9 protein-coding genes are annotated in these 14504 nt (G+C 43.2%); 8 read left to right on the top strand and 1 reads right to left on the bottom strand.

What is annotated here, in order from left to right; all coding sequences use genetic code 11:
* The first annotated feature begins 780 nt into the window (after window positions 1–780).
* A complete protein-coding gene (radB, locus tag ACZ5A8_RS21540; protein WP_464534256.1) occupies window positions 781–1449 on the top strand; it encodes a DNA repair and recombination protein RadB in 669 nt (222 codons plus the stop codon).
* Window positions 1450–1658: 209 nt separating this feature from the next.
* On the opposite strand, the gene ACZ5A8_RS21535 is transcribed toward radB, so the two are convergent.
* On the bottom strand, window positions 1659–2759 hold the full coding sequence (locus ACZ5A8_RS21535; protein WP_464531458.1) for an inositol-3-phosphate synthase: 1101 nt from the start codon (window positions 2757–2759) through the stop codon (window positions 1659–1661).
* Window positions 2760–3426: 667 nt separating this feature from the next.
* On the opposite strand from ACZ5A8_RS21535, the gene ACZ5A8_RS21530 reads away from it, so the two are divergent.
* The 7 genes from ACZ5A8_RS21530 to ACZ5A8_RS21500 all read left to right on the top strand — a co-directional run bounded on the left by ACZ5A8_RS21530 (window position 3427) and on the right by ACZ5A8_RS21500 (window position 14491).
* Window positions 3427–4596 carry an RNA-guided endonuclease TnpB family protein gene (locus ACZ5A8_RS21530; RefSeq protein ID WP_464531457.1) on the top strand — a complete coding sequence of 390 codons (1170 nt, stop codon included), beginning with the start codon at window positions 3427–3429 and terminating at the stop codon, window positions 4594–4596.
* Between the two features lie 109 nt (window positions 4597–4705).
* Window positions 4706–5725: an S-methyl-5-thioribose-1-phosphate isomerase gene (locus ACZ5A8_RS21525; protein WP_464531456.1), complete on the top strand. Its 1020-nt coding sequence runs from the start codon at window positions 4706–4708 to the stop codon at window positions 5723–5725.
* Between the two features lie 472 nt (window positions 5726–6197).
* Window positions 6198–6365 carry a preprotein translocase subunit Sec61beta gene (locus ACZ5A8_RS21520; protein WP_229391584.1) on the top strand — a complete coding sequence of 56 codons (168 nt, stop codon included), beginning with the start codon at window positions 6198–6200 and terminating at the stop codon, window positions 6363–6365.
* 24 nt (window positions 6366–6389) lie between these two features.
* A complete protein-coding gene (locus ACZ5A8_RS21515; protein ID WP_464531454.1) occupies window positions 6390–7364 on the top strand; it encodes an alpha/beta hydrolase in 975 nt (324 codons plus the stop codon).
* A gap of 62 nt (window positions 7365–7426) precedes the next feature.
* Window positions 7427–9550, top strand: coding sequence for a MutS-related protein (locus ACZ5A8_RS21510; protein ID WP_464531453.1), 2124 nt, complete (start codon window positions 7427–7429; stop codon window positions 9548–9550).
* Window positions 9551–10242: 692 nt separating this feature from the next.
* Window positions 10243–12432, top strand: a complete 2190-nt coding sequence (gene ppk1, locus ACZ5A8_RS21505) for a polyphosphate kinase 1 (RefSeq protein ID WP_464534254.1) — start codon at window positions 10243–10245, stop codon at window positions 12430–12432.
* Between the two features lie 427 nt (window positions 12433–12859).
* Window positions 12860–14491 (top strand): Ppx/GppA phosphatase family protein, encoded by a 1632-nt coding sequence (locus ACZ5A8_RS21500; RefSeq protein WP_464531452.1) that lies wholly within the window; start codon window positions 12860–12862, stop codon window positions 14489–14491.
* Window positions 14492–14504: the final 13 nt, after the last annotated feature.

Raw genomic sequence — 14504 nt, 5'->3', positions numbered from 1 at the left:
AACTCTCCCAAACTAGTCAGCAATATCGGAACAGGGCATGCAGTTTCCAAAGAGTGCCCTTTAGATATCATTTTTCACTCTATTGAGTGAGGTTATCTTTATTTCCAGGTAATTATTCTAAATGCCCGATCTTACTTATAATGGTTTTTCAACCCATCTTTGGATATAATGACCCTCTTACTTTGTATACAAAGATAGTTATTTGTTATCAGATCTGGTGACAAACTTAAGGGCTTCTGTTTTTAAAAAAATGCCTGATTTGTGAAAACATTTTCAAGTACAGAAGGCTTTATCTGGTGTGGAAGGCACTTTAATGGATATAGTTATGGATATCATCTATATGGCTTTATTCCTTGAGAACATTATAATATATTAGTGAAGGATGTCTCCAGTATATTTTTGCCGCGTAAAAAGACGTGACCTGTAGCAAAAGACTATGGTTATAAATAAAGAGAGACTCTTTTATGACAGATTCTTTTATATGTCTTCCGTAGTTTTATTTCGCTATAGAACCTTTGAATCTTTCGGGTTTCCTAATTTAGATCCTGAATTTTATTCTCCATTTCTTAAACTCCCTCTTTTTTAACTATTCGGTTCAATGTTCCTCTTTTTATGGTTTCATGTTCTTCTTTTCCCCCTCTCTATCTTCTCTTCTCCTGTTTCTTTTACCTTTTTATGTCTCCGCAGCTTTATTTTTAGAAAAAGACAAAAAATGACGAAAAAAGCATTATATCATTGGTCTTTCATACCTCTCTCTAGTGCAAAAAGAGGTGTCACGTCATAGAGAAACTATTACCTTCCGGTTGTAAGCCCCTTGACGACCTCCTGGGAGGAGGTTTCGAGAGAGGGATCGTAACTCAGGTCTTCGGAGCCGCAGGGACCGGAAAAACAAACATCTGCATTCAGCTTGCAGTGGAATGTGTAAAGCAGGGGCAGAAAGTCATTTTCATAGATACTGAAGGGCTTTCTCCTGTTCGTTTCAAACAGATCGCAGGAGAAAATGCAAAGGAAATAGCTAGGAGCATAATTATCTATGAACCCCTGAGTTTTGAAGAGCAGTATGCAGCTGTAAGAGAGGTGGAGAGAATAGCAGGTGAGAATATCGGACTCGTGGTTCTGGACTCTGCGACTTCATATTATAGGTTTGAACTCGAAGATGAGGAGACCGGCATAAAAAACCGTAGAGAACTTGCTAACCAGATAGGGTTCTTGCATGCCCTTTCCCGTAAATACGGTTTTACCGCAATTATAACAAATCAGGTATATTCAGACATGACTGCAGGAGGAGTGCGCCCATTGGGGGGAACTTCTCTGGAACACATTTCAAAGGCAATCATCCAGCTGGAAAAAACAGGTACAGGTACAAGACGCGCCATTCTCTATAAACACCGCTCACGTCCTGAAGGCTCAAGCGCAGAATTTACAATTACAGCAGAAGGGATTCGTTAAATCGGTAAAAAGATTGAGTGAATTCCGTAGAAAATTTCATTTAATAAAAAACATTTCGGAACAGAAAAAATAAAAGTCCTGAAAAAGTAAAAGTCCTGAAAAAGTAAAAGTCCCGGATGTCTCCGGGATTTTCTGGCATTAAAATCGCTTTTATAGGAATTTTCTTCCTTCTGTAATTTTTTCCTTCTGGAGTTTTTCTACCTCCTGCTTTAACGCTCCCTTGTACCAGCTATAAATTCTTCAGTTCTGCGATATGCCACATCATCAGGGTACTGGATAGCCGGATGTTTCATGAAGTAGGAAGCCGGGGAGTATAGTACGCCTCCTATCCCGCGGTCAAGAGCAAGCTTGCAACAGCGGACAGCATCAATAACTACGCCTGCAGAGTTGGGGGAATCTTCCACAGAAAGCCGGAGTTCTATATTCATAGGTACATCTCCAAAGAGCTTGCCTTCCATTCGGAGGAAGCAGACCTTGTTGTCTTTCTGCCAGGCAACGTAGTCGCTAGGTCCTATGTGAATATTTTCATCCGCAAGCTTATGAGAGAGCACGGACTGGACTGCTTCAGTCTTTGATTCACGCTTGGAAGCAAGTCTGTTCCTGTTGAGCATATTGAGGAAATCGGTGTTTCCTCCAGTGTTCAGCTGATATGTCCTTTCGAGCTTTACACCACGCTTTTCGAACAGGTCTGCAAGGACTCTGTGGGTAATCGTTGCCCCAAGCTGGGCTTTGATATCATCGCCTATAATAGGAATATTCTTTTCTTCAAACTTCTCTGCCCACTCGGGGTTGCTTGCAATGAAAACAGGCATATTATTGATTAAAGCCACTCCGGCTTCAAGGGCGCATTCGGCATAGAAACGGACAGCTTCTTCAGAACCGACAGGGAGATAATTAAGAAGCATTTCAGCGCCTGAATCTTTCAGCTCTTTTACAACTTCTGCTTTTGTGGCTTCAGGCTCCCTGCTGACGACAAACGTGTAATTTTCCCCGTAGTTCTTCATGTGGTCGGAGACCCCGTCAAGAACCCTGCCCATCTTAACCTTCACACCTGCGGGAGGGATATCAGGACAAAAAACTGCTGTGCAGTTCGGGGGAGCAAATATCGCCTCGGAAACATCCTTTCCTACCTTCCTGGCATCAATGTCGAAGGCAGCAACAACTTCGATATCGCCGGGCCTGTACCCTCCGATGTCCCTGTGCATAAGTCCTATGGGATCTTTATCCTCGGTTTTATAGTACTCGATGCCCTGTATCAAAGAGCTTGCACAGTTCCCGATTCCTGCAATTGCTATTTTTATTTTTGTCATAAGCGCTTACTCTCCGATGAATACCCTGACTCTCATAAACCACAACTTGCACGAAACGACAGATTCTCAAAACCTTCAAAATTTACGGATCCAAATATTTACGGACCCAAGGATTTACGGATTCAAGGTCCTTGAAGTTATGAAAGTATAAATTTCTGAAATTACAAATCTTCCTGTATCTCAGCTATGGATTTAAAATCTTCTCTTATTTGTACTGTAACTTTATAAATCTATTATATCTAACTTTGCCCCTCATGAAAGAAATTTTACATTTCTTTATATACCTCTAAAATGTATCCAAAATTTACTAGCTTATAATGGAACAAAATTATTAACCTGATGTCCGGCTTCTGAACAGCTAACTTATATCTATTTTTACTAGAATTTTTAATCCCAGACACAGGTTTTTTAATTTAAACTTCCTTATTAAGGTTTTTAGGTTTCCAGGTTTTCAGGTTGTCTGATAATGATCTGGAAGCGAAACATTCACCCTCTGTAAAAGGAAAGCTCGAATAGGTTTTTATCTCTTAAGGCGAGAAGACCCCCTCCTCAGGAGATCCGGTTTACCGGATCGAACAGGTGGGGGATGGAAGCCGTCAACTTCCCGACATCCTATAGATAGTAAATCTGTTAATTTTAACATAGTTTCAAAACATATATAATGCTAATGAAACGAGGAAACCGATACAGGATTTACCCTAACAAAGAACAAAAAGTTCTTATGGAAAAACACTTCGGTAGTACTCGGTTCGTCTATAACAAACTTCTAAATATTAAATCTACATTATATAGAAAGTGTAGAATAAGTATTTCTGAATTTGATCTTAATAATCACTTGTTAGTTCTAAAAGAAATATATCCCTGGCTAAAAGAGATTAACGCCGGGGCACTTCAGCAAGCAAACCGAAATCTTAATAAAGTTTTCACAAACTTTTTCAATTTCGGATTCGGTTATCCTCAAAGAAAAAGCAAAAAGGATCACCATTTTTCCTTCCAGCTTCCACAACACTATGATCTTAATGTAGAAAAGTTAGAAATTAAGTTGCCTAAATTCGGCTGGATAAAAGTTAAGATGCACAGAGACATTTTTCAAGGAAAGATGAAAACATTAACAGTATCGAGAACTCCTACTGGAAAATACTATATAAGCGTCTTAACGGATGATGGAATAGAACTACCAGAACCCGAACCTTTTTCTCATGCTACTCTCATCGGAGTAGACGTAGGACTCAAAACATTTGCTGCACTATCAACAGGAGAGAAAATTGATAATCCTAAATTCCTGAAGAATTCTCTTGAAAGGCTGAATTGTTTGCAGAGGAGAGTTTCGGGAAAAGTAATCGGCTCTAAAAACAGAAGAAAGGCAGTACATAAGCTTGCAAAACTGCACGAACTAATCTCAACTCAAAGACATGACTTCCAACACAATTTTTCAAAAAAGCTCATAAGCGATAACCAAGCAATAGCTATTGAGACATTGAATATCAAGGGAATAATGAAAAACCACAATCGTGCTCAATCAACCGTAGATGCAGGTTGGTATAGTTTTGTCCTGAAATTACAGTATAAAGCAGAATGGTTAGGAAAAACTATATTGAAGATAGGACAATGGGAACCTTCATCAAAGACCTGTAACGTTTGTGGATACAAATATCACGATCTAACTGAAGAAATAAGAGAGTGGCAGTGTCCCGATTGCGGAACTAACCACGATAGAGACATTAATGCCGCTATTAACATCAAAAAATTTGCACTCTTGGGACAAGAGGTAGAGCCTGTGGACTCGCAGAGGTTGCTCTGGAGAATGAAGCAGGAAGCACCTCCCTCAAAAGCTTGAGCCATTAGGCCAGAACTTTAGGGAGGGGTAGTTCACCGGATGGGTTGCTTGAAATGAAAGTCGGAAGATTTTCCGGCAGAACCTGATGTTCACATCGGAAAGTGATTTAATGAGGACAATTGACTGGAACGAAGAGTCCAATTCTGTGGTTCTGGTAGACCAGACCTTACTCCCGCAAGAGTACAGAGTAATAGAGTGCAAAACCCTGAGTTCACTATGTGAGGCTATAAAATCTCTCAGGATCAGGGGTGCGCCTGCACTCGGTGCTGCAGGAGGCTTTGGAATTGCCCTGGCAGCTTCCCTTAGCGGGGCAAAAAATATCGAAGCCATAACCAGAGACCTTGAGGCTGCGGCAAAAGCACTTAAATTAACCCGCCCTACGGCCGTAAACCTTGCATGGGGTGTGGACAGGGCCTTAAAAGCAATTTCGGATGCCTTCGATGTTCAGGGAGTGCGGGATATCACGCTCCAGGAAGCCAGGGATATTGCAGAAGAGGATATCGAAACCAATAAGTTGATAGGCAAATACGGAGCAAAATTCCTGAAAGATGGAGATACCGTACTCACACACTGCAATGCAGGAAGGCTTGCCTGTGTTGATTGGGGTACAGCTCTCGGAGTTGTACGTTCGGCTATTGCCGATGGCAAAAATATCAAAGTTATTGCCTGCGAGACAAGACCTCTGAACCAGGGGAGCAGGATCACTGCCTGGGAACTCATGCAGGACAAAATCCCTGTAACCCTTATTGCAGATTCCATGGCTGGCTGGGCAATGCGCCAGGGACTTGTAAACAGCGTGCTCGTAGGAGCTGACAGAATTACTCAGGATGTTGTTTTTAACAAGATAGGTACCTATACCCACTCTATCCTTGCAAAAGAGCATGAAATTCCTTTTTACGTGGCAGCCCCGGTTTCTACATTCGATTTCAAAGGCTGGGAAGGAAGTGTAAAGATTGAAATGCGAAATCCTGACGAACTACGGTTCTCAGGCTGTGAACAGCTTGCCCCGAGAGATGTTGAGGTTTACAACCCTGCTTTTGATGCAACTCCCATGGAAAACGTGACTGCAGTAATCACTGAAAGAGGCGTATTTTATCCGCCTTTCCTGCTGGATGAGGTACTCGTCTGAGCCCCTCGTCCCTGATTTTTCAGATTCTTAAGATTACAGGCTTCATTTCCTGGCGCAGGACTTATCAGAATAAGACTTATCCGGAATAGCTCTGCAGGATTTATATATGAGAAATGTAAATTATATGAAAACTGTAAATTATCTGGTAACTATCCAATGAGTAATTCAAATTAATGAATAATTCAAAAAAAGCGATAAATTTATAGTTAGTTATATTTCCTAATCTCAAGATAATATTTCAAAAACAAATATTCCAAAAATATTATTCCGTATAATTATTACAGATTAATTATTACAGATTTACCAACAACGAATATCAATGTCGGACATTGAAATTTAATATTGATACCGAATATTGATATTGCGAATATAAACATTAAATCAAATTTCTAATTGAACTCGATTTCCAATCAAGAACGTAGCTTTTAATCAATTAATCAACATCACATTGCATTCGTAAAGGTGTTTTACTATGGCTAAAAAATCAGGTTCCGGACTTCAGTCCTCAGCAGGGCTCATGCGCTACTACGAAGCTGACAAAAACGCGGTTCATATTCAGCCCAAAACAGTGCTGATTGTCGGCGCCCTTGCCGGCATAGCAGTATTATTCTTAAGTGCTGTAAACGGCTTCTGGCCGTAACTACAGTTTTCTGGCAGGGTTCCCTTGAGCAGTCATAGTTCTGGAAAAAAAGAGATCAAAAATACGAAGAGACTTTCTTCAGGCTCCAGAACTTCGAAACCCGCAATTTTTCTCCTGGGCTTTCTCCTGATAGTCGTGGGTATCTTCGGGGTCCTGTATAATCCTTCCAATTCCATAAAAGAAACTCTTCCGTGGGAGATTTCGGAGACAGGCACATTATCTTTTTCCCAGAGAGAAGAACCTGTTTTTACGGTTCAGGAAATTGAAGACCTCTATTCTCCTGAAGATCCGGATATTCTAAAAATGGTATCTTTTGAGAGCAATGGCGATAAAGTCCAGGCGCTATTGAGGATTTCTTCAAGCCCTTCTCCCCCTGGCATCGTTCTGCTTCCGGGAGCAGGAGTTAGCAAAGAAAGTGAACAGGGACTGGCTGCAGAGCTCTCTAAAATGGGATATGCAACCCTTACCCTTGACCAGCGCAATCAGGGTTCAGTAAATGTTGAAAAAGACCTCGAACTTTTCAGGGCAGGTCTTGAACCTGTTGAATACCTTATGGTTTATGACGCCCTCAAAGCCGCAGACGTACTTTCCATCCAGCCGGAAATAGATTCCGAAAGGCTTGCGATCCTCGGGGAAAGTAATGGCGGCAGATTTGCAATTATTGTCTGCGCCCTTGATCCTTCCCTTAGAGGAGTTATAGGAATCAGCACTTCAGGGTACGGCACTGAAGAGATTGGTTCTGCCGGGGTAGCTGACTCTGAAGCTTATCGGTTCTACCGTTCAATTGACCCGGACACTTATCTGAGTGCTCTACCGCCTTCAAGGCTTGTGCTGATACACTCTTTTAATGATACTGTAATCTCCCACGAACTGGCACTCAGGACTTTTGACCTTGCAAAAGAGCCAAAGGCAATGTATAATGCTACTGAAGAAGCGCACGGATATACAGCTTCCATGCGTCTCTACCTTGAAAAAGAACTTGCTCTTCTCCTGAAATAAAAAAATATAAAAATACGGTTTTAACCCTGAACTCAACTAATCTGATTAAAAGTGTTTTGAATATGGCATCTTCTCAGCAACTCTCAGGATTACGGGAACTTCATGGAATAGGTGAGCGAGTAGCCGGCAGGCTTGTCGAGCACTTCGGGAGCGAGGACACAGCTCTCCAGGCAATCCTTGAAGGAGATATAGCTTCGCTTTCTGAGGTCAACGGGGTCAGTCATGCGTTTGCCCTTTCTCTTGCCAGGGATGTCAGGGCTCGGGCTGAAGGGTGTGCAATTTCAGATTTTCTGAAAACAAAAGAAGCCCTTGACCTGTACTCTCGCCTGCTTGAGCTGATAAAAACGTTTGCTCACACTTCGCATGCGAGGGACAAGCTGGACCTCTTTTACCCGTTTCCTGCATCCCGCATGGACCTTATTCAGGAGAGGAGGGCTTTTGTAGGAGAGTATCTGGAGCTGGCGGACGTCCTCTCTGCGGATACGGTGTTTCTGAATCTCCTTTCCAGTGTGAAAAAGCTCAGGTCGATACCTGGAAACTTGAGGGTAAGAGACAGGATTATCCTTTCAGGGGAACAGAAAATTCTGGACGCAGCTAAGGAAAGATTTCAGGCATTTTTACCTATCCAGGCAGTAGAGAATTTTTCCGAGTTCGTAGATCTCGCGAGAGGTTACTCTAACGTGATTGTTTTTGATGATACTTATCTTAGCTTTGACCTTCCTGAAGACCTTGAGCCCGAGTTCTTCCAGGACCCTTCAAGAGCGGAATTCTGGCAGATCCTGCCAGAAGTAGAGCTGGCTTTTTTTGCAAGAAACCTGGACTGCATTCTTGCATGTCTGAATATAACATCAACTCTGCGGTCTGCAGGCTTCGATTTCTTTGAGGAACTCTCAGAAGAAGATCTTGAGGCTCTTAAAACAGCCCTCCTAAAAGTGGGAGATGATGGAAAGCCTGCTGAAGGTTTTGATCCCGAACTTGACAGGCTTGGGGCTGCCCTGAAAAACCTCGATCCCGTACTGACCTTTGCCTTAAACGAGGCAAACCAGCGTATGAACCGGACTCTCGAAGCAAGCTCCCTTACCCTGAGCGGGCAGGAACTCATAAAGCTTGTGAGTGGGGGAATGGAAATTAAAGATCTGCTTGCAAAAGAACTTCACAGGGTCTATACGGGTGAGATTGAAGCTGTAAAAGAGGAACTTGCAGAAAAGCTCAATTTCCAGAAACAGGAAAAACTGATGCTTGACTCCCTTTTTTCCGACGAAATCTCTTATCCCCTCAAGGCAGAACAGTCTCAGCTGCAGCTTCTCAGGCAAAAATTGAATATGTCCCTCGGAAAAGTAAGGCTTTCCCGCAAAAGGGAACTTGCAAAAGGTCTTTCAATCTTCCGTCAGCCTGTAGAAAGGCTTGTCAGGGAGGTCCTTGACTTTGACCTTGGATTTTCCATAGCCTGCTTTGCCGCGCAATTCCGGCTAAGCATGCCGGAGACAGTCCCTGAAGCCGGAATTGGTTTTGAAAAGGGAGAAAACCTTTTCCTGAAAGCCAGGTACGGAGAGATTGACCCTGTCAGTTATTCCATCGGGAGAACAAGCTTTTCACCGGAAGGTCTGGAAAGCCGGGTTGTGCTTCTGAGCGGTGTGAATTCTGGAGGCAAAACCTCCCTGCTTGAACTGTTAGCTCAGTGCGTAATCCTCGGGCATATGGGATTTCCTGTCCCTGCAAAAAGACTTGAGCTGGGGTCTGTAGAAGAGCTTTATTACTTCGGGAAGTCAAAAGGGACTCTTGATGCAGGAGCCTTTGAAACCACCCTCAAGCAATTTTCGGTGCTTTCCGAAGCTTCCGGAAAACTTGTGCTTGCCGATGAGCTGGAATCAATTACCGAACCAGGAGCTTCAGCCCGAATCATAGCAGGGATTCTTGAATACCTCGCCCGGAGCGAAGAGAGCCTTGGGGTTTTTGTCTCCCACCTTTCGGAACTGATTCTTGAAAATACCGGGACAGATATCAGGGTGGACGGAATAGAGGCCGAGGGTCTGGATTCCAGCCTGGAACTGATAGTAAACCGAAACCCTGTATACAATCGCGTGGCAAGAAGCACTCCCGAGTTAATTGTGGAAAGATTGCTGAGGAAGACCACGGGAAAAGAGCAGGAGTTTTATGCCCATTTAAAAGACAAATTTAAAAGTTAAAAAGCAATTTGAATCTTAACGGACTTTTGAATCTTAAAGGACTTTTAAATCTTAACGGACTTTTTTAAAGCTAAAATCTATAATTTATATAGATTTATATTTCATGTTCCACTATCAGGATAATTTCTAAATTTCTTTCAAAATAACTTGATCTCGAGCAAATGAAGCATTTTCTGACTATTTTTACGGCTTTTCCTGATAATATCTGTTATTTCCGTTTTTGTAAATACCCCATATTCTTTTTTTGTTTATTTTTTTCTGTTTTCTAAGAGATAATATTATAAATCTTTAGTACTATATATCAATAAATAGTAGTGAGTTGGCTAAGGTTTCGGACAGTTCTTACATTTCTGTTAATCCAAAAGTCTATATACGTCTTAGTGTCAATGCATCTCCGATCACTTTATAAGAAGATGTGCCCTACCTTGGATAGGAAACTGAAAACTCCAGCCGGCTAAATGGGTTATTGAAAGGGTTGATACGCAGTTCAGGGAAAATTTTCCCGAAAACTGGCTATTTTGGCTGTTGAGTGGATTCGAAGCTGTCTTCTTTTCAACCCTTATAATTATACTGAACAAACATCTGGTAATAATGTCAAATAATAAAACAGGCAAAAATCTTATATTTCGATCTTCTTATATTTTTGAGGATGGATCTGAACAAACACAAAACCCAGGCCACGCGTGATAGGAATGGAGCGGAACTTCCCAATTCAGTGTGCAGATTTTGATAGATTGGTTACGGATAGTGTTGATGGGCTCCGGGTTGAAATATCAGGCATGCCTGACCTGAGCGACCCGTGTCTTTATGCGGACCGGGAATACAGCTGGCTACAGTTCAACGACAGAGTACTTGAAGAAGCTCTGGATGAACGCAATCCTTTGCTTGAGAGAGTCAAGTTTCTTTCAATCTTTGGGAGCAACCTTGACGAGTTCTTCATGGTCAGGGTTTCCGGAGTCCAGAAACGTATTACAGAAGGGACGAAAGAAGACCGTACAGACGTACTGGCTCAGGAACAGCTGCAGGTCATCCGGGAAGAACTTCTAAGGCAGCTTCCTCTCAATGATAGCTGCTGGAATGAAGCGCTCGAACCTGCCCTAAGAGAAAAAGGAATTCAAGTCCTTAATTACTTTGAGCTTTCCGGAGAAGATCGGGAAAAACTCAGGGACTATTTCGAAAGAAATATTTTTCCGCTACTGACTCCCCTTGGTTTCGACTCCGGACATCCTTTCCCCCATATTTCAAATCTCAGTCTTAACCTTGCCGTGCTTATCGACGACCCGGACTACGGAGAACGTTTTGCCAGGGTCAAGATCCCTCCTATGTTCACAAGGTTGATAGTAGTTCCCGAAGAAGGCCAGGAAAAAATAATTTCCAGTTTTGAAGAACTAAAATCAGGGCGCTTTGTATGGCTCGAACAGTTGATTGCTGCAAACCTCGATTTGCTGTTCCCCGGACAGCGCATCCTTGGAGCCTATCCATTCAGGATCACGCGGGATGCGGATCTTGGCTTTGATGAAGATGGGGATAAAGATCTTCTGACTGCTGTTAAGCAGAGGGTAGGCAGAAACTATTTCGGACCTGCTGTCAGGCTTGAAACCGATTATACGATGCCCGAGAGAGTCTCTAATATCCTCCTTAAGAACCTGGAGTTAACCCCTCCTCTTATGTTCAGGTCAGCATCGCCTCTGGGCCTCTCAAGCCTTACTAAGCTTGCTCAAATTAACCGCCCTGAGCTTAAATACGAACCTTTTAAGCCGAGTAAACATTCTAGGATGGCTGATAAAGAAAACATTTTTGCAGCCTTAAAAAAGAAAGATATCCTTCTCTACCATCCTTATGACAGTTTTGAATCGGTAACCGATCTGGTGGAAGAAGCCGCTGATGATCCTGATGTCCTGGCGATCAAAATGACATTATACAGGGTAGATGATAATTCCAGGATTATCCAGGCTCTTATGAAAGCTGCGGACCGGAACAAGCAGGTTGTAGTCCTCGTTGAACTCAAAGCCCGTTTTGACGAAGAGAATAACATTGGCTGGGCAAAGGAACTCGAACGTAAAGGTGTTCATGTAGCCTACGGCTTTCCAGGACGCAAAACCCATGCCAAGATGTGCCTGATTGTAAGAGCCGAAAAAGAAGGAGGCATCAGGTACTACGTTCATATGAGCACCGGAAACTATAATGCTGTCACAGGAAGGCTCTATACCGACTTCGGCTACCTCACAAGCGACTCATTCATAGGCAAAGATATATCTGACCTTTTCAATGCCCTTACAGGGTATTCAAGAAAGGACCATTATATCAAGCTCCTGGTAGCTCCACAAAATATGAGGCATCAGATCCTTGAACGCATCAGGCGCGAGATTGATATGCACGAGAAATTTGGGGATGGTCACCTGCTCTTCAAGATGAATTCCCTTGTGGATTACCAGTGCATCAGGGAACTTTACAGGGCTTCACGGGTTGGAGTAAAGGTAGACCTCATTGTCAGGGGCATCTGCTGCCTCAGGCCTGGCATTTACGGGTTGAGCGAAAATATCAGAGTCATTTCCATAGTCGGGCGTTTTCTCGAGCACTCGAGGGTATACTACTTCAGGAACGGTGGAAAAGAAGAGATCTTTATGGGCAGTGCTGACCTTATGCCCCGCAACCTTGACAACCGGGTTGAAGTCCTCTTTCCGGTATCCTCGGAATACATTCCTGTCGTTCGCGACATCATCCTCGGTACCCATCTGAAAGATAACATAAAAGCCCGCCTTCTCCTCCCTAACGGCAGGACTGAAAGGATTTACCCGCAGCCCGAAGAAGAAGAACTGGATTCTCAGCTCTGGATGCTTGAGAACAGAGAAGCCTGGGAGCTTAAAACGGAAAAAAGCTAAAGAGGACTTTCATTTTCTTTTTTCTTCTTCCTTACTTTTTGATTTCTCTCTTCTTTTTTCTCTTTATTCTTCCTGTCCTCTCTTTTTTCTCTTTATTCTTCCTGTCCTCTCTTTTTTCTCTTTATTCTTCCTGTCCTCTCTTTTTTCTCTTTTCTTCCTCCTTTTTATTTTTCCTTTCTTTGGTTTGTTATGTTATCTTTTTCTACCTGAAGTTTTACTTAAAGCTTTTATACTGCTCTCCAGAGTTTCACATGGGCAGGGTTTTTGAACTTACAATTTTACATATATAGAAAGATAGAAATCAGAAAAATGAGAAACCGAAAAACAAATCTCAAATAGAATAAAAATGTGAACTGATATGGTGAAGCTTATAAAGCTCTCGAATTCTTCTAGAAAAACGAAAGGCAGGGCTTTCAGGTGGTTGTGAATGGAACCCGAGAAAATTTCCGAAGGCAGGGTTGTCGCGTTTATTGATATAGGGACTAACTCGGTCCGGCTCCTTCTGGTCCGGATCAATCCCAACGGGTCTTACCAGCCCCTGACCAAGCAGAAGGAAACGGTGCGGCTTGGAGAACAGGAGTTTATAGACAGGATCCTGCAGCCAAAAGCAATGGAACGGGCAACAGTTGTCTGTAAAAAATTCATGGAGCTTGCAAGGGCTTACAGGGCAGAAGAGATTATAGCTGTGGCAACCTCTGCAACCCGGGACGCGAGCAATAAGGTACAGTTTCTTGAAATGATTAAAAAGGAATCAAACCTTGAGGTCTGCACGATTTCAGGGTCCGAAGAAGCCCGTCTGATTTACCTGGGAGTCTCAAGCGGACTCCGCCTTGGTTATTCAAAAGCTCTTTTTATTGATATCGGCGGCGGAAGTACTGAAGTGTCCGTGGGGGACCAGAGCCAGTGTTATTTCCTTCACTCCCTTAATCTCGGGGCAATTCGCCTGACAAATATATTCCTTCCTGATGAAACAGGCCCTGTTTCCGAGGAGCGTTATGAGCAGATCAAGTCACATATCAAGCGCAAAAGTGCGGATATAATAAAAGAGCTTTCCAGGTACAGGGTAGGATATGCGGTTGGAAGCTCGGGTACTATCGAAAATCTTGCAAAAATCGCTTTTGTTTATTTACATAAGACAACCCATGAAAGCTTCGAGAAGCTGGAATACGAAGACCTGAAAAAAATTGTCAGGGCAATGTGCGCTCTATCTCTCGAAGAAAGGCGCAAATTCCCGGGGATAAACTCTCAAAGGGCAGACATCATTCTTGCAGGCGCTGCAATTATCGAGACTCTCATGGAGGAGCTCGAACTTTCAGAGATTACGGTCAGCAAGCGCGGGCTCAGGGAAGGGCTGCTCGTAGATTATATTTCAAAGAGTGAGTTCTCTTACATGGTCACGCAAATGTCGGTAAGAAAACGCAGCATTATGCAGCTTGGCCTTGCCTGCAACTTTGATGAGGAGCATGCCCATATAGTTACCAGACTCGCCCTTGAACTCTTTGACAGCATTCAGGCTCTTGGGATCTATGAGTTTCAGGAGAGTGAAAGAGAGCTTCTCGAATACGGCGCAACCCTGCATGACATAGGGACATTTCTCTCATACGATACCCATCAGGCACACGCCTATCACCTCATAAGAGAGAGCAGTCTTCCTGGCTTCCAGCCTGAAGAGATCGAAATCATTTCAAACCTTGCGTATTTCCACAGGAAAAACACCCCTAAAAAGAAGCATCCCAACCTTGCAGGGATCAGCAAAGAAGCTGTGAAAAGTGTGAGGCTGCTCAGTGCCCTGCTCCGTATTGCCGAAGGGCTTGACCGTTCCCATACAGGAGTTATCTCTCACGTCCGCTTTTATATTGCCTCTACTGAGAGCCTTGTGCTTGAGATGCATGCCCAGCGGGAATGCCAGCTCGAAATCTGGGAGGTTGAAAAACAGAAGAGGTACTTCAAAAAGATGTTTGGGTATTCTCTCCAATCCAAAGTTCTTATAGAACAGGCTGCGGGTGCCCCCTTAGTTTTTGAAGGAAGTGTCGAGGTTGAGGAAATCCCACGGGACTGAAGTCCTTTAAGAA

The sequence above is a fragment of the Methanosarcina subterranea genome (genome assembly GCF_055385895.1).
The sequence above is the reverse complement of the archived record's forward strand: the minus strand, read 5'-3'. Positions and strand labels throughout refer to the sequence as shown.